We start from the raw sequence: 15,377 nt of genomic DNA, 5'->3' as shown, positions 1-15,377 counted from the left end.
ACTGCTCCTGCGGGGGTCGGGGGGAACGGGTGTCCGCGTCCCTCGGGTGGAGTGACACCTCACGCTACCCGCTCGCCCGCACCCCGAAGCGGAAAAACTACCCGATAGTAGGGCTTTCTTCCCCGGCGTCGCGGTGCTTACGGTGCGATCATGTCGAACCACATCGCCCCGCACGAGTCCGAGTCGGGTCTGGCCGAGCTGCGCGGAGACTGCGCGCGGATGGCTCCGCACTGGGCGGCACCCGCCCGGACCGTCCCCGCCCGCGTGGCACCCGCCCTGATCAACGGGGTGACCGTACCGCCCGCCTCGGCCCGGATGATCGACGCGACGGCCGAATACGGGATCTGACGGGAACCGCGCGCCCCACCGCTCCGTCCCAGCCATGTCCGCCCCGCGCGGCGGACCGTGTGCCGGCCCCGGCATACGACGGCGATGCAGGCGAAGGAGCGATCCGGTGAGCACCGAGCGACCCGACAACGACGTGACCACCACCCGGCGGCGTTCCCCGCTGGTCGCGGCCTCGGTGGCGGCCGCCGTCCTGCTGGCCGGTGGCGGCGGCGCGTACTGGGCCGCGACCGCGGCGGACGGCGGCGACGGCGGCCCGAGGACGACCTCGGCGGCCAGTGATCCGGCCGCTCCCCCGCCGCTGCGGCTGGACGGCGTGTACATGCCGCTCGGCGAACCCTCCGGGCCGCCGCGGGGCATCGCTCCCGGCGAGCCCGATCCGAGCGGTGGCCGGGTGGTCTACCGGGCGACCGGGAAGCTGCCGGACGGCCCGGACGAGGCCGCCGTCCGGCGCGCCGGGGGCACGGTCACGGCCGCCGACGTGGCCCGGCTCGCGAAGGCGCTCGGTCTGCCGGGCACCCCGCAGTCGGAGGCCACGTACTGGAAGGTGGGCTCGGACGGGGACGGCTCGGGTCCGCTGCTGCGGGTGAACAAGCAGGCGCCCGGCACCTGGACCTTCACCCGGTTCGGCAGCGGGGGCACGGACAACTGCAAGAAGGGGCCCGTCTGCTCGGGCGGCGGGGTCGCGCCGGGCGGTTCGGGGCAGCCGGTGGACGAGAGGACCGCGAAGGCCGCCGCCGCTCCGGTGCTCCAGGCGGCGGGCCAGTCCGGCGCGGCGCTCGACGCCGGTCAGCTGATGGGCTCCGCGCGGGTGGTGAACGCCGATCCGGTGGTGGACGGGCTGCCGACGTACGGCTGGACGACCGGTGTCCAGGTCGGCCCGGACGGCACGGTGGTCGGTGGTTCGGGGCGGCTGAAGGCGCCGGAGAAGGGGGACACCTATCCGGTGATCGGCGCGCAGGAGGCGCTGGACCGGCTGAACGCCGCGCAGGCCCCCGCCGGGGGGATCGGCGGTTGTGCCTCGCCGGCCCCGCTGGAGAACGGAACGGATTCCTCCGGGGCCCGGTGCGGGGTGACGAGCGGTGAGCCGCGTCCGGCGACGACGGTGCCGGTGGAGAAGGCGGTCTTCGGGCTGGCCGCGCACACGACGGGCGGTGAGCAGGTGCTCGTGCCGTCCTGGATCTTCTCGGTGAAGCCGGCCGGCGGCGCGGGCGACACGGTGACGCAGGTGGCGGTGGACCCGGAGTACCTGGCGCGGGAGCCGTCGCCGGGCACCTCGCCGGACGGTGACGCCACGGCGAAGGCGCGCGCGGTCCGCTCGTACAGCGCGGACGGGCGGTCCCTGGCGGTGACGTTCTGGGGCGGCGCGTGCGCCACGTACACGGTGGACGCGGACGAGAACGGCGGCGAGGTCCGGGTGACGGTGCGGGAGAAGAAGGACCCCGGCAAGGTCTGTGTGCTGGTCGCGAAGGAGCAGACCCGTACGGTGACGCTGGAGCGGCCGCTGGACGGGCGGAAGGTGATCGACGCGGAGTCGGGCTCCGTGGTGCCGCGCGCCTGAGCCTCCGGCGCGTACGGCGGCGCGGCGCGACGCACGCGTACGGCCGCACGGCATGGCGAAGCGGCGGTGGCCCCGGGACCGGAGTCCCGGGGCCACCGCCGCTTCGGCTGCGGGTCAGCTGAAGGAGTCGCCGCAGGCGCAGGAACCCGTGGCGTTCGGGTTGTCGATGGTGAAGCCCTGCTTCTCGATGGTGTCGACGAAGTCCACCGAGGCGCCGCCCAGGTACGGGGCGCTCATGCGGTCGGTGACGACCTTGACGCCGTCGAAGTCCTTGACGACGTCGCCGTCGAGGGAGCGCTCGTCGAAGAAGAGCTGGTAGCGCAGGCCCGAGCAGCCGCCGGGCTGAACGGCGACGCGAAGCGCCAGGTCGTCACGGCCTTCCTGCTCCAGCAGGGCCTTGACCTTGGCTGCGGCGGCGTCGGACAGGAGGATGCCGTCGCTCACGGTGGTGGTCTCGTCCGATACGGACATCTGCTTCTCTCCCGGTTTGTACGGAGACTGCTTGCCGACGTTGCAACCGTCGGGGCCGCGGATTCATTCCGGGCCGAGCGCTTGCCTGTTCCCTTCATGCTCGCACACCCGTCCTGCGGGCGGACGCGTCACATTGACGCTTTCGGCATCGTCAAAGTGACGTGAAGCGGCTATGATAGATAGCGTCAATTAGACGAAAAGGCTTTCTCCACAGAGAAGTCCGCAGAAGAAAGGGTGCGTGACGTGACCACGGCCCACCCCGTCCAGGATCTCGATGTCCAGCCGACACCCCTGGCCCTGCTCCTGCTCGGCCGCGACGCCGACCCGCGGAGCGAGCGCGGTGTCGAGTGCCCCGGCGACCTGCCATCCCCGTCCGACCCGGACCTGGTGGAGCGGGCCCGCGCGGCCAAGGAGAAGCTGGGCGAGAAGGTCTTCGTCCTCGGGCACCACTACCAGCGCGACGAGGTCATCCAGTTCGCCGATGTGACCGGTGACTCCTTCAAGCTCGCGCGCGACGCCGCGGCCCGCCCGGAGGCGGAGTACATCGTCTTCTGCGGTGTGCACTTCATGGCCGAGTCGGCGGACATCCTGACCAACGACGCCCAGCAGGTCGTGCTGCCCGACCTCGCGGCCGGCTGCTCGATGGCCGACATGGCCACCGCCGAGCAGGTCGCCGAGTGCTGGGACGTGCTGACCGACGCGGGCGTCGCCGAGCAGGTCGTGCCCGTCTCGTACATGAACTCCTCGGCCGACATCAAGGCGTTCACCGGCCGGCACGGCGGCACGATCTGCACGTCGTCCAACGCGAAGCGCGCCCTGGAGTGGGCCTTCGAGCAGGGAGACAAGGTCCTCTTCCTGCCCGACCAGCACCTGGGCCGCAACACCGCCGTCCGCGACATGGGCATGTCCCTGGAGGACTGCGTCCTCTACAACCCGCACAAGCCGAACGGCGGGCTGACCGCCGAGGAGCTGCGGAACGCGAAGATGATCCTGTGGCGCGGCCACTGCTCGGTGCACGGCCGCTTCTCGGTCGACTCCGTCAACGACGTGCGCGAGCGCATACCCGGCGTCAACGTCCTGGTGCACCCGGAGTGCAAGCACGAGGTCGTGGCCGCCGCGGACTACGTCGGCTCGACGGAGTACATCATCAAGGCCCTGGAGGCGGCTCCGGCCGGCTCCAAGTGGGCGATCGGCACCGAGCTGAACCTCGTACGCCGCCTGGCGAACCGTTTCGCTCCCGAGGGCAAGGAGATCGTCTTCCTCGACAAGACGGTCTGCTTCTGCTCCACGATGAACCGCATCGACCTGCCCCACCTGGTGTGGACCCTGGAGTCCCTCGCCGAGGGCAAGGCGGTCAACCGGATCGTGGTGGACCCGGAGACGGAGAAGTACGCGAAGCTGGCGCTGGAGCGGATGCTGGCGCTGCCGTAGCGGCGGCCCGCGCGCGCCGGCCGGCCGTGCTGCGGCCCGTCCGCCCGTCCGCCCGTCCGCCGTATGACGAAGGGGCTCCGACACCGTGTGTGTCGGAGCCCCTTCGCGGGTGTCAGGCCTTCGCCGGCTCGGGTTCGCCGGTCGTGGCGTCCTGCTCGGCGGCCGGAGCCGGGAGACCGGCCTTCGCGGCGCGCTTGGCCTCCCTCTTCTTCCGGCGGCGCTCCTTGCGGAGTTCCACGATGGTGTAGAGCGTCGGCACCAGAAGGAGCGTCAGCAGGGTCGAGGTGATCAGACCGCCGATGACGACGACGGCCAGCGGCTGCGAGATGAAGCCGCCCTCGCCGGTGACGCCGAGCGCCATCGGGAGCAGGGCGAAGATCGTCGCCAGGGCCGTCATCAGGATCGGGCGCAGCCGGTGGCGGCCGCCCTCGACGACCGCTTCGACCACGCCCAGGCCCTGGGCCCGGTACTGGTTGATGAGGTCGATCAGCACGATCGCGTTGGTCACCACGATGCCGATGAGCATCAGCATGCCGATCATCGCCGCGACGCCCATCGGGGTGCCGGTGACGAGGAGCAGTCCGATCGCGCCGGTGGCGGCGAACGGGATGGAGACCAGCAGGATCAGCGGCTGGATCAGCGACCGGAAGGTGGCGACCAGCAGCATGAAGACGATCGCGATGGCGGCCAGCATGGCCAGGCTGAGCTTGATGAGCGCGTCCTGCTGGTCCTCGGAGACCCCGCCGATGGTGGCGGTGGCGCCGTCCGGGAGGTCCAGGGCCTCGATCTTCTCGCGCAGCTCGTTGCTGACGTCACCGGTGTTGTCGCCGGTGGGCCGGGCGGTGACCGTGGCGGCACGCTGCCCGTCGATCCGGGTGGTGGAGACCGGCCCGGGGACCAGCTTCACATCGGCGATGGTGCCCAGCTCGACGCCGCCGCCCAGCGGAAGGTTCCTCAGCTCCGCCATGGTGGTGGCCGGGTGGGCGGACGTGACGACGACATCGCGCTCGGTGTCGTCCATGATCGCCTTGCCGGCCGGGGTGCCCTTCACCGCGGCGGCGACGGCCGCGCCGAGCGTGGCCTGGGTGTAACCGGCGTCCGCCGCCTTGGCGTTGGCCGTGACCGCGATGCGCTTGACGCTCTCCGCCAGGTCGCTCTCGACGTCCGTGGCCTCCTTGAGCTTGGTCATCTCCACCCGTACGGCTTCGGTCGCCTTCTTCAGCGTGTCCGCGTCGGCGGCCTTGACGACGACGCTCAGGTTCTGGCTGCCGAAGCCGTCGCCCGCGCTGATGGTGGTGTCACCGACGCCGTCGAGGCCGGCGAGGCCGTCCTCGATGCGGTCCTGGGCGTCCTCGAAGTCGGCGGCGTCCTTGAGGGTGACCTGATAGGTGGCCTGGTTGGCTCCCGTGCCGCCGCCGAAGGCGGCCATGAAGCCGGAGGAGCCCACGGTGACCTGGTAGTCCTTGACGCCCTTGTCGTCGGCGAGGAGCTTCTCGACCTTCTTGGCGGCGTCGTCGGCGGCCGACAGGCTGGTGCCCGGCGCCAGTTCCTGCTTGATGGACAGGGTGTCCTGCTCGCCCGGGTCGAAGAAGGTGAACTTCAGCAGCGGGGCCATGCCGAAGGTGCCGATCAGCACGACGGCGGCGATGGCCAGGCTGACGAGACGACGCCGGGTGGCGAACCGCAGCACCGGGAGGTAGATCCGCTGGAGCCGGCTGCGGGCCTCCTTCTCCTCGGCCTCGCGCCGCGCCTTCTCCGGGTCCGTGTCGGTGCCCTTGGGGGCGCGCAGGAACCAGTACGAGAGGACGGGGACGACGGTCAGCGAGACGAGCAGCGAGGCCAGCAGGGCCGCCGTGACGGTCAGCGAGAACGGGCCGAAGAGCTGTCCGACCATGCCGCCGACGAGACCGATCGGCAGGAAGACGGCGACCGTGGTGAGGGTGGAGGAGGTGACCGCGCCGGCCACCTCCTTGACCGCGGTGATGATCGCCGACTGGCGCTCCTCGCCGTAGCCGAGGTGGCGCTTGATGTTCTCCAGGACGACGATCGAGTCGTCCACGACCCGGCCGATCGCGATGGTGAGCGCGCCCAGGGTGAGCATGTTCAGCGACAGGTCGCGGGTCCACAGCACGATGAGCGCGAGGACCACGGACAGCGGGATGGAGACCGCGGTGACCAGGGTCGAGCGCAGGGACGCCAGGAAGACCAGGATCACGATGACCGCGAAGGCCAGGCCGAGCGCGCCCTCGGTGGTCAGGCCGGAGATCGCCTTGGAGACGGCCGGGCCCTGGTCGGAGACGACGGTCAGTTCGGCACCGGAGCCGAGGTCCTTGCGCAGGTCCGGCAGCTTGTCCTGGACGGCCTCCGAGATGGCGACGGCACTGCCGTCCTTGTCCATGGTCGCCAGCACGGCGAGGCTCGGGCGGCCGTTGGTGCGGGTGATGGAGTCCGCGGCGGCGGGCTCCTGCTTCACGGTGGCGATGTCGCCGAGGCGGACCGGCTTGCCGGGCTTGCCGTCGGCCGGGTTCTGGCCGGTGACCCGCAGGTCCTGGATCTGCTCCAGCGAGGTGAAGGCGCCGCCGACCTGGACGGTGCGGCTCTTGCCGGACTCGGAGAAGGCGCCGGCGGGGACGGTCGCGCCGCCCGCCTGGAGGGCCTGGGCGAGCGAGACCGCGTTCAGTCCGGCGGCGGCGAGCTTCTTGTCGTCCGGGGTGACGGAGATCTGGAGGTCGCGCACCCCGTCCACGGAGACCTGGCCGACGCCGTCGATGTCCTCCAGGGCGGGGACGACGGTGCGGTCCAGCTGGTCGGCGAGCGCCTGCTGGTCCTTGTCCGAGGTGACGGCGAGGACGACGGTCGGGATGTCGTCCGTCGAGCCGGCGATGACCTGCGGGTCGACGTCCTGCGGCAGCTGGGCGCGGGCCCGGTTCACGGCCTGCTGGATGTCGGCGACGAGCTGCTTGGTGCCCTCGTCGCCGAAGTCGAAGGTGGCCATGATGAGGGCGTTGCCCTCGCTGGCGGTCGAGGTGAGGCCGGTGACCCCGTCGACGGCCTTGATGGAGTTCTCGAGCGGTTCGACGACCTGCTTCTGCACGACATCGGGGGACGCACCCTGGTAGGGCGCCAGCACCGACACCATCGGGAGCTCGATGGTGGGCAGCAACTGCTGTTTGAGCTGCGGGATCGCGATCGCGCCGAAGACGAGGGCGACGATCGAGATCAGCCCGATCAGGGCCCTTTGCGCGAGGCTGAATCTGGACAGCCAGGACATGGGTGGGTCTCTCTTCCGTGGCGTACGCGGCAGGTGGGCGGGTGACTCGGGGGACGGACCCGGCCCACCTATACGATCGCCGATCACCGGGGCGGAAATCCTCGGCCCCAGGGTCGCTTTCCGGGGCCGTGCATACCGCAGGTGGAGTACACCCCGGTTGCACCTTCACTCCACCCGTGGGCGCACCAGGCCCGATTCGTAGGCGATTACCACCAGTTGCGCGCGGTCCCGGGCGCCCAGCTTCGCCATCGCCCGGTTCACATGGGTCTTGACGGTGAGTGGGCTGACGGCCAGTCGCTCCGCGATCTCGTCGTTGGACAGCCCGCCCGCGACCAGGACCAGTACCTCGCGCTCCCGTGTGGTGAGGGCCGCCAGCCGATCCGAGTACTCCGCCGCGCCCGGCCCCTCGCCGGTGCCGCCCTGGGCGAGGAAGGTGGCGATCAGGCCCTTGGTCGCGGCCGGTGAGAGCAGCGCCTCGCCGCCCGCGGCGATCCGGATCGCGTTCAGGAGTTCGTCCGGTTCGGCGCCCTTGCCGAGGAAGCCCGAGGCCCCGGCGCGCAGCGACTGCACCACGTACTCGTCGACCTCGAAGGTGGTGAGCATGACCACGCGGACGTCCGCGAGGTCCGGGTCGGCGCTGATCATGCGGGTGGCGGTCAGGCCGTCGGTGCCGGGCATCCGGATGTCCATCAGCACCACGTCGGGCCGCTCGGCGCGGGCCACCTCCACGGCCTGTGTCCCGTCCGCCGCCTCCCCCACGACCCGCATGTCGGGCTCCGAGTCGACCAGTACCCGGAACGCGCTGCGCAGCAGCGCCTGGTCGTCGGCGAGCAGGACCTTGATGGCCGGTGTCATGCGTTCTCCCCCGTCCGGTCCGGCGCGCCCGGCCGACCGGGCTCCTGCGCGCGGGCCTCGACGGGCAGGATCGCATGGACGCGGAACCCGCCCCCGTAGCGGGGACCGGCGGTGAGGGTGCCGCCCAGCGCGGTGACGCGTTCGCGCATGCCGAGCAGGCCGTGGCCGCCGCCGGGCGCCGGGGGGTCTGCCGCGGAGCCGGGTCCGCGGCCGTTGTCCAGGACCATGACCTCGGCGGTGCTGCCGACCCGTACGACGCTGACCTCGGCCCTGGCGCCCGGACCGGCGTGCTTGCGGACGTTGGTCAGGGCCTCCTGGATCACCCGGTACGCGGCCAGGTCGACGGCGGAGGGCAGCGGCGGGTCGTCGCAGGCCGAGCAGGCCACCTCGACGGGCAGCCCGGCCTGCCGCACGCCCGCCACGAGTTCGCCGAGGACCGCGAGGCCGGGGGCCGGTTCGGTGGGGGCCTCCGGGTCGCCGGACTGGCGCAGCAGGCCCACGGTGGCGCGGAGTTCGTTGAGGGCGGAGCGGCTGGCCTCGCGGACATGGGCGAGGGCCTGTTTGGCCTGGTCGGGGCGCTTGTCCATGACGTGTGCGGCGACTCCGGCCTGCACGTTGACGAGGGCGATGTGGTGGGCGACGACGTCGTGCAGGTCGCGGGCGATGCGCAGGCGTTCCTCGGCGACCCGGCGGCGGGCCTCCTCCTCGCGGGTGCGTTCGGCGCGTTCGGCGCGTTCCCGGATGGCGTCCACGAACGCGCGGCGGGAGCGGACCGCGTCGCCCGCCGCCCCGGCCATCCCGGTCCAGGCGAAGACGCCCAGGTTCTCCTGGCTGTACCAGGGCGGGGAGCCGAAGAGCATGGCGGCGGCGGTGAGCGCGGCCATGGTGAGCAGCCCGACCCGCCAGGTGGTGGGCCGGTCGGTGCGGGCGGCGACGGTGTACAGGGCGATGACCGCGCTCATCACGACGGGGGCGGGCGGGTCGGCGGTGACCAGTTCGACGACGGTCAGCGCGCCGGTGGCGGCGAGTACGGCCAGGGGTTCGCGGCGCCGCCTGATCAGGGCCAGGGCACTCAGCACCATCAGGAACAGGCTGCTGGCGGCGGGGGTGCGGGCGCCGAAGGCGGGCCCGTCGGGGCCGCCCGGATCGACGAACGAGCCGATGATCATGGCCACGAGCACGGCCAGGGCGAGCGCGGCGTCCAGCGCGAGGGGATGGCCGCGCAGCCAGGTGCGGATGCGCAGGACACCGGTTCCGAGGGTGGTCACGTCCAGCTACGTTACGGCGTGTCGCGCGCGGGCAGGTCCGGGTCGGCGGCGGGAGCGGGGCCGGGGACGCCGGTGCCCCGCGTCCGGCGGGCGGGCGCGGGGCACCGGGTGCGGGTGCCGGGAAAGCCTCCGGATGTCAGCCGGGGATCAGGCCGTCGTCGCTGAGCATGGCGCGTACCTCGTCGAGGGTGGCGTCCGGCGACGGCAGGATGAGCTCGGACGGCTCCAGGGAGTCGTCCGGCAGAGGTGTGCCGAGTTCGCGCACGCGGGCCAGGAGTGCGTGGAGCGTGGTGCGGAAGCCCGGTCCGTCACCGCTCTCCATCTCGGCCAGCAGGGCGTCGTCGAGCTTGTCGAGCTCGGCGAGATGACTGTCGGCCAGGACTGCCTGGCCCTCCCCCATGATCCGTACGATCATGTCGCTGCCTTAGTGGTCGGCTCCGTAAGTCCTTCGGGGGTTGATCATGGTGCCGGGGCGGCGGAGGATTCTTCGTGTCGGCCGGCGGGGTGCTGGTCGAGTCTGGCCAGCAGATCGTCCAGGTCGGAGGTGGTGAACTTCCACTGGAACGGCTGTGCCGTGGCGTTGTAGCGGTCTTCGAATTCTCGGAGCCGGTCTGTGACCTGGGTGAGGTCGGTGAAGTCGTTGGGCGAGACGACCTTGCGCTGGACGACGGAGAAGTAGATTTCCACTTGGTTCAGCCAGGAGGCGTGCACCGGGGTGTGGACCAGGACCGCGTTCGGGAACGCGTCCGACAGTCGGTCGGCGGCCTTCTTGCCGCGGTGGGAGGAGCCGTTGTCGACGATCCAGAACACGCGTTTCGCGCTGGCGTAGGGCTCGCGGGTCATGACCTGGGTGACCAGGTTCATGAACGGGGTGATGCCGGTGGTCGGCTCGCAGCGGCCGGACACTTTCGCGGAGTGGACGTCGTAGGCGGCCAGGTAGGCCAGGGCGCCGCCGCGCCGGTAGGTGTGGTTCACGCGCATCGCGCGGGCCCGGCCGGGCGGCAGGGTCGGATGACAGCGGCAGCGGGCCTGGATGGAGGTCTTCTCGTCCGCGCTGATGACGTACTCGTCGTCGCCGAGCGGGACGCCCCGCCAGGTACGGGCATACAGGTCCAGTACACGCTCGGCCTTCGGACGGAAGTCCGGGTCGGTGACGAAGATCCAGGATTGGTACTGCCACGGTTTGATCGCGTCGTCGCCCAGCCAGCGACGGACAGTGGAGGCGGAGATCGAGCTGGCGATGGACCGGGCGACGACTTCGCGGGCAAGCTCCGGGCACGACCAACGCGCCAGCGGCACCCCTGTCTCGGCGGGCAGCCGGCAGGCCAGAGCCTTGACCTGGGCGGCCTGGAGCGCGGTGAACGAGGGGGGCCTGCCCGACCGGTCGAGGTCGCCCAGCCCGGCGAGCCCGTGCTCGGCGAACCGGCCGCGCCAGCGGCGGACCGTGTCCAGATGCAGACCCGTCTCCCGGGCGATGCGCGCGTTGGCGCGTCCGCGCGCCGCGTGCAGCACCACCTGCGCGCGCATCCGCAGCCGGTACTCGGTCTTGTGGCCGTAGGCCATCAGCTTCAGTCGCTCGCGCTCGGCGGCGCGCAGGGTGATCGTGCGGGCGACGGCAACAGGCAATGCAGGCGGGCCAATCCGGAGAAGTGGATCACAACAGGCCGAAGCTTGCCGTATCCGGTCCGTGGCCCCTCGGGCAGGATGGGCGCCATGCCCACGCCCTCGGAACACACCCGCCTCTCGCTGGAAGCCCGCCTCGGCGAGCAGGCCCGCGCCGTCTGGCCCCAGATTGCGCAGTTGCATGTCCGACACCGCGGAGCGTTCGCCTACGTGGAGGCCGAACTGGCCGACGGCGAACGGGTCAAGCTGATGCGACTGCGCTACACCGGCACCGTCAGCAAGAGGTGGGGCTTCGCCCCCTACTACGCCAGTGGCGACCGCTACGAAGACTCCCTGCTGCCCACCGGCAGCCCCACCGGCACCCCCGCGGAGGCGCTCGACTGCGCCTGCGAGCTCCACATCGCTGCAGTCGACATCTGACCCACTACCAGGCACAACGCCGGATCCGAAGTCAACCCCCGAAGGACTTACGGAGCCGACCACTTAGTTCTTGTCGAATTTGTGGGACTGGTTGTTCTGCTGCCGGGCGTCCTGGGGGCCGCCCTCGATCGCCTGCTGCGAGGAGGAGCCGCCGGCCAGTTCGGCCTTCATGCGCTGGAGTTCCAGCTCCACATCCGTACCACCGGAGATCCGGTCCAGCTCGGCGGCGATGTCGTCCTTCGCCGTGCCGGTCGGGTCGTCGAGGGCGCCGGAGGCGAGCAGCTCGTCGATCGCGCCGGCGCGGGCCTGCATCTGCTGCGTCTTGTCCTCGGCCCGCTGGATGGCCAGGCCGACGTCGCCCATCTCCTCGGAGATGCCGGAGAACGCCTCGCCGATCCGGGTCTGTGCCTGGGCCGCGGTGTAGGTGGCCTTGATGGTCTCCTTCTTGGTGCGGAAGGCGTCCACCTTGGCCTGGAGCCGCTGGGCCGCGAGGGTGAGCTTCTCCTCCTCGCCCTGCAGCGTGGTGTGCTGCGTCTCCAGGTCGGTGACCTGCTGCTGGAGGGCGGCGCGGCGGGACAGCGCCTCGCGCGCCAGGTCCTCGCGGCCCAGCGCGAGGGCCTTGCGGCCCTGGTCCTCCAGCTTGGTGGACTGGCCCTGCAGCTGGTTCAGCTGCAGTTCGAGCCGCTTGCGCGAGGTCGCCACGTCGGCGACGCCGCGGCGCACCTTCTGCAGCAACTCCAGCTGCTTCTGGTACGAGTAATCGAGGGTCTCGCGCGGATCTTCGGCCCGGTCAAGGGCCTTGTTTGCTTTCGCGCGGAAGATCATCCCCATACGCTTCATGACACCGCTCATGGGCTTCGCGCGCCCCCTTCTGGCTCAACTGGGCTCCGGCACTCCAACAGAACCCACAGTACGGGCCCTGTCTCTATTACCGCACTGTTCGGGTGCGGATGGGCTCCTCCCCAAGGACGACTGTGTCCCCGGACCGATCAGGCCCAAGGAGTAGGTGACGCCCGTATCACCCGTCCATACACGGACAAGGACGCGGGCCGTTGCCGGATCGTTCCCGGCCGGCCTGCGGGTACCGGCCGCCGACCCCGTACCCTTGGGCCTTGTGTTCCGTAGCCGCTCCAAGGAAGAGAAGGCCCCCACCGACAAGGTGACGGCGGACCTCTCCAAGACGCCCCGCGACCCCGAGGCCCCCAAGGGTCGCCCCACCCCCAAGCGCAGCGAGGCCCAGTCGCAGCGCCGCCGCGCCTCCAGTGGCGCGCCGCTTGACCGCAAGGCGGCCATGCGGCGCCAGCGCGAAGCGCGGCGCGCGGACCTGGCCAAGCAGCGGGAGGCGCTCGCCAACGGTGACGAGCGCTATCTGCCGGCGCGCGACAAGGGGCCGGTGCGCCGCTTCGTCCGCGACTACGTGGACTCGCGCTTCTGCATCGCGGAGTACTTCCTGCCGCTCGCCGTGATCATTCTGATCCTGAGCGTGATCCAGGTGCGGGGCATCCAGAACATCTCGCTGCTGCTCTGGCTGATCGTGATCGTGCTGATCGTGATCGACTCCGTCGGGCTGGGCTTCCGCATGCGCGCGCAGCTGCGGACCCGGTTCCCGGACACCCCGAAGCGCGGCGCGGTGGCCTACGGGCTGATGCGTACGCTCCAGATGCGTCGGCTCCGGCTGCCGAAGCCGCAGGTCAAGCGCGGAGAGCGGCCCTGAGTACGGAGCCGTCCGGCCCGGTCGGCGATGGTTTCGCCGACCGGCCGACCGCTGCCGTCGCGGGCTTCACCGGGGCCTCCGGGGCGTGGACCAAAGGGCTCTCCGGGCTGCGCAACACCGTGCGCCAGGAGCTGGTGGCCCGGCAGCTGGACGAGCAGATCGCGGCGCGCTTCCCGGTGGGGCAGCGGCTGCGCATCCTGGACGTCGGCATGGGCCAGGGCACCCAGGCGCTGCGCCTGGCGCGCGCCGGGCACACGGTGACCGGCCTGGAGTCCGATCCGGAGATGCTGCGGATCGCCCGTGAGGCGCTGGGCGGCGAGCCGGCCGGCATCCGTGAGCGGGTGCGGCTGATCGAGGGCAACGGCCAGGACACCGGGGTCCATTTCCTGCCCGGCAGTTTCGACGTGGTCCTGTGCCACGGCGTACTGATGTACGTCCAGGAGCCGGACGCCATGGTGGCGGGGCTGGCCCGGATGCTGGCGCCGGGCGGGCTGCTGTCCCTGCTGGTACGGAACGCGGACGCACTGGCGATGCGGCCGGGCACGGCCGGGGACTGGGAAGGGGCGCTGGCGGCGTTCGACAGCGACCACTACACCAACCGGCTCGGCCTGTCCGTGCGCGCGGACCGGCTCGACGCGCTGACGGCGACGCTCGCCTCGATCGCGGCGCCGCTGCACGCCTGGTACGGGGTGCGGATCTTCACGGACAACGTGAGCAACGACGTGGAGCTGCCGCCGGCCGCGGAGCTGGAGCGGGTGCTCGCGGCGGAGGACCGGGCCGGCCGGACGGACCCGTACCGCGGGGTGGCGGCGCTGCTGCATCTGTGCGGCGTACGGGGGTAGGGCGCGGCAGGTCGGGCCCGGGGTGACCCCACGGGTGCGCTCAACGGGCCGACCGTCAGGGCAAAAGCAATAATCCGGACATGGATGTCCTTCACTCCCGCCGTCGTGCGCGCCGGCTGATGCTGCCCCTGTCCGCCGGTTTCTGCGCGATCGCGCTGGTGAGCGGCTGTTCCTCCGCGCAGGCCCCCGCTCCGGGGCCGGACGCGACGGCGTCCGGTTCGGCGCAGCCCGGTCCGGCCGCGAAGGCCGCCGGTGATCTCCAGAGCGAGTACCAGACCGCCATCAACGACGTGCTGCCCTCGGTCGTGCAGATCGACGCGTCCGAGAGCCTCGGCTCCGGCGTCGTCTACGACACCAAGGGACATATCGTCACCAACGCGCATGTCGTCGGTGACGAGAAGTCCTTCAAGGTCACGGTGGCCACCGGCGAGAAGGTTCTCAAGGCGACGCTGGTCGCCGCCTATCCGGAGCAGGACCTGGCGGTCATCGCGCTCGACGACGTGCCGGACGGGCTGCGGCCCGCGAAGTTCGGCGACTCGGAGAAGGTCGCCGTGGGGCAGATCGTGCTGGCGATGGGTTCGCCGCTGGGCCTGTCCAGCAGCGTCACCCAGGGCATCGTCTCGGCGCTCGGCCGGACGGTCAGCGAGAGCAGGACGGCCGGCGGCACCGGGGCGACCATCGCGAACATGGTGCAGACCTCGGCGGCGATCAACCCCGGCAACAGCGGGGGCGCCCTGGTCGATCTGAACAGCGAGGTCATCGGCATCCCGACGCTCGCCGCGTCCGATCCGCAGATGGGCGACAGCGCGGCGCCGGGCATCGGCTTCGCCATCCCGGCGTCGATGGTGCGGACGGTCGCGGACCAGATCATCAAGGACGGCAAGGTCACCGACTCGGGCCGGGCGGCGCTCGACATCACCGGCCGCACGGTCGTCAACGACGACTACCGCCCGGCGGGCGTCGCGATCGTCAACGTCCAGAAGGGCGGCGCGGCGGCCGACGCGGGCCTGCGCGCCGGCGACATCATCACCGGGGTCGGCGACGCGAAGATCACCACCATCACCTCGCTCGCCGAGGCCCTGGCCGCCGAGAAGCCGGGCCAGGAGGTGCGCGTGACGTACATGCGCGGGAACGCGAAGAAGACGGCGAAGGTCACGCTCGGCGAGATCTGACGGGTGTGCCGGGCGCCGGACGGCGTCCCGCACGGCGACGGCCGGCCGGCGGGTCCACGGGGACCCGCCGACCGGCCGTCGCATGGCCCGGGGTCAGTCCGCCGAGTCGGCGTGCAGGCTCATCGGGCCGTAGATCTTCGTGGTGTCCTCGAAGAGCGTGACCTGGTCCGCCCCGCCGTCCAGGAGCTGCTTCCAGTACTCGCCGATCCAGGATTCCGCGTCACCCTGGGTCGGGAACTCCTCCGGCTGCAGGGCCGGCTCCGTCTCCGTACCGTCGGACTTCTCGAACCGCCACGTCCACGCCATGTCCGCCTCCTGGGTATGTCGTTCCAGTCGGCAGCCTAGTGCTTCCCACCAGCGGGGGAAGGGCGTCTCGGACGGTTCGCCGCCCCCACGGCGCGCAC

At 71.5% G+C, this 15,377-nt stretch carries 15 protein-coding genes; 7 read left to right on the top strand and 8 right to left on the bottom strand.

The window, feature by feature from the left end; all coding sequences use genetic code 11:
• The first annotated feature begins 150 nt into the window (after positions 1–150).
• Positions 151–348, top strand: a complete 198-nt coding sequence (locus DNK56_RS09855; protein ID WP_111332502.1) for a hypothetical protein — start codon at positions 151–153, stop codon at positions 346–348.
• Positions 349–454: 106 nt separating this feature from the next.
• Complete coding sequence (locus DNK56_RS09850) at positions 455–1,906, top strand: hypothetical protein (protein WP_111332500.1); 1,452 nt, start codon at positions 455–457, stop codon at positions 1,904–1,906.
• Between the two features lie 114 nt (positions 1,907–2,020).
• Here the strand turns inward: DNK56_RS09850 and DNK56_RS09845 are convergent, their stop codons facing one another.
• Complete coding sequence (locus DNK56_RS09845) at positions 2,021–2,377, bottom strand: iron-sulfur cluster assembly accessory protein (RefSeq protein WP_018103583.1); 357 nt, start codon at positions 2,375–2,377, stop codon at positions 2,021–2,023.
• A 234-nt stretch (positions 2,378–2,611) separates the two neighbouring features.
• Here DNK56_RS09845 and nadA point away from each other — a divergent pair, with 234 nt between their 5' ends.
• A complete protein-coding gene (gene nadA, locus DNK56_RS09840; RefSeq protein ID WP_199563805.1) occupies positions 2,612–3,808 on the top strand; it encodes a quinolinate synthase NadA in 1,197 nt (398 codons plus the stop codon).
• A gap of 112 nt (positions 3,809–3,920) precedes the next feature.
• Here the strand turns inward: nadA and DNK56_RS09835 are convergent, their stop codons facing one another.
• The 5 genes from DNK56_RS09835 to DNK56_RS09815 all read right to left on the bottom strand — a co-directional run bounded on the left by DNK56_RS09835 (position 3,921) and on the right by DNK56_RS09815 (position 10,828).
• A complete protein-coding gene (locus tag DNK56_RS09835; protein ID WP_111332495.1) occupies positions 3,921–7,079 on the bottom strand; it encodes an efflux RND transporter permease subunit in 3,159 nt (1,052 codons plus the stop codon).
• Positions 7,080–7,244: 165 nt separating this feature from the next.
• Positions 7,245–7,934 carry a response regulator gene (locus DNK56_RS09830; protein ID WP_111332493.1) on the bottom strand — a complete coding sequence of 230 codons (690 nt, stop codon included), beginning with the start codon at positions 7,932–7,934 and terminating at the stop codon, positions 7,245–7,247.
• Positions 7,931–9,202 carry a sensor histidine kinase gene (locus tag DNK56_RS09825; RefSeq protein ID WP_111332491.1) on the bottom strand — a complete coding sequence of 424 codons (1,272 nt, stop codon included), beginning with the start codon at positions 9,200–9,202 and terminating at the stop codon, positions 7,931–7,933. The genes DNK56_RS09830 and DNK56_RS09825 overlap by 4 nt, the downstream gene beginning before the upstream one ends.
• Before the next feature lie 136 nt (positions 9,203–9,338).
• Positions 9,339–9,617: a PspA-associated protein PspAA gene (gene pspAA / locus DNK56_RS09820; protein ID WP_111332489.1), complete on the bottom strand. Its 279-nt coding sequence runs from the start codon at positions 9,615–9,617 to the stop codon at positions 9,339–9,341.
• A gap of 44 nt (positions 9,618–9,661) precedes the next feature.
• On the bottom strand, positions 9,662–10,828 hold the full coding sequence (locus DNK56_RS09815) for an IS630 family transposase (RefSeq protein WP_241989748.1): 1,167 nt from the start codon (positions 10,826–10,828) through the stop codon (positions 9,662–9,664).
• An 87-nt stretch (positions 10,829–10,915) separates the two neighbouring features.
• On the opposite strand from DNK56_RS09815, the gene DNK56_RS09810 reads away from it, so the two are divergent.
• Positions 10,916–11,245: a hypothetical protein gene (locus DNK56_RS09810; RefSeq protein WP_111330414.1), complete on the top strand. Its 330-nt coding sequence runs from the start codon at positions 10,916–10,918 to the stop codon at positions 11,243–11,245.
• A gap of 63 nt (positions 11,246–11,308) precedes the next feature.
• On the opposite strand, the gene DNK56_RS09805 is transcribed toward DNK56_RS09810, so the two are convergent.
• Entirely contained in the window at positions 11,309–12,085 is a 777-nt protein-coding gene (locus DNK56_RS09805; RefSeq protein WP_111335639.1) for a PspA/IM30 family protein, read from the bottom strand.
• Between the two features lie 274 nt (positions 12,086–12,359).
• Here DNK56_RS09805 and DNK56_RS09800 point away from each other — a divergent pair, with 274 nt between their 5' ends.
• The 3 genes from DNK56_RS09800 to DNK56_RS09790 all read left to right on the top strand — a co-directional run bounded on the left by DNK56_RS09800 (position 12,360) and on the right by DNK56_RS09790 (position 14,973).
• Entirely contained in the window at positions 12,360–12,959 is a 600-nt protein-coding gene (locus DNK56_RS09800; protein WP_111332486.1) for a DUF3043 domain-containing protein, read from the top strand.
• A 134-nt stretch (positions 12,960–13,093) separates the two neighbouring features.
• Positions 13,094–13,801: a class I SAM-dependent methyltransferase gene (locus DNK56_RS09795; protein ID WP_241989831.1), complete on the top strand. Its 708-nt coding sequence runs from the start codon at positions 13,094–13,096 to the stop codon at positions 13,799–13,801.
• A gap of 80 nt (positions 13,802–13,881) precedes the next feature.
• Complete coding sequence (locus DNK56_RS09790; protein ID WP_111332481.1) at positions 13,882–14,973, top strand: S1C family serine protease; 1,092 nt, start codon at positions 13,882–13,884, stop codon at positions 14,971–14,973.
• A gap of 93 nt (positions 14,974–15,066) precedes the next feature.
• Here the strand turns inward: DNK56_RS09790 and DNK56_RS09785 are convergent, their stop codons facing one another.
• Positions 15,067–15,279, bottom strand: a complete 213-nt coding sequence (locus DNK56_RS09785) for a hypothetical protein (protein ID WP_111332479.1) — start codon at positions 15,277–15,279, stop codon at positions 15,067–15,069.
• Positions 15,280–15,377 lie beyond the last annotated feature (98 nt).

Source organism: Streptomyces sp. AC1-42W, assembly GCF_003248355.1.
Classification (GTDB): domain Bacteria; phylum Actinomycetota; class Actinomycetes; order Streptomycetales; family Streptomycetaceae; genus Streptomyces.
This window is presented reverse-complemented; position numbering and strand designations above follow the sequence as displayed.

What these genes read in the sequence shown, in the direction of transcription:
- DNK56_RS09785 (WP_111332479.1), bottom strand. Translation starts at nt 15,279, where the DNA reads ATGGCGTGGACGTGGCGGTTCGAGAAGTCCGACGGTACGGAGACGGAG.
- DNK56_RS09845 (WP_018103583.1), bottom strand. Translation starts at nt 2,377, where the DNA reads ATGTCCGTATCGGACGAGACCACCACCGTGAGCGACGGCATCCTCCTG.
- DNK56_RS09805 (WP_111335639.1), bottom strand. Translation starts at nt 12,085, where the DNA reads ATGAAGCGTATGGGGATGATCTTCCGCGCGAAAGCAAACAAGGCCCTT.
- DNK56_RS09835 (WP_111332495.1), bottom strand. Translation starts at nt 7,079, where the DNA reads ATGTCCTGGCTGTCCAGATTCAGCCTCGCGCAAAGGGCCCTGATCGGG.
- pspAA (WP_111332489.1), bottom strand. Translation starts at nt 9,617, where the DNA reads ATGATCGTACGGATCATGGGGGAGGGCCAGGCAGTCCTGGCCGACAGT.
- DNK56_RS09810 (WP_111330414.1), top strand. Translation starts at nt 10,916, where the DNA reads ATGCCCACGCCCTCGGAACACACCCGCCTCTCGCTGGAAGCCCGCCTC.
- DNK56_RS09830 (WP_111332493.1), bottom strand. Translation starts at nt 7,934, where the DNA reads ATGACACCGGCCATCAAGGTCCTGCTCGCCGACGACCAGGCGCTGCTG.
- DNK56_RS09855 (WP_111332502.1), top strand. Translation starts at nt 151, where the DNA reads ATGTCGAACCACATCGCCCCGCACGAGTCCGAGTCGGGTCTGGCCGAG.
- DNK56_RS09790 (WP_111332481.1), top strand. Translation starts at nt 13,882, where the DNA reads ATGGATGTCCTTCACTCCCGCCGTCGTGCGCGCCGGCTGATGCTGCCC.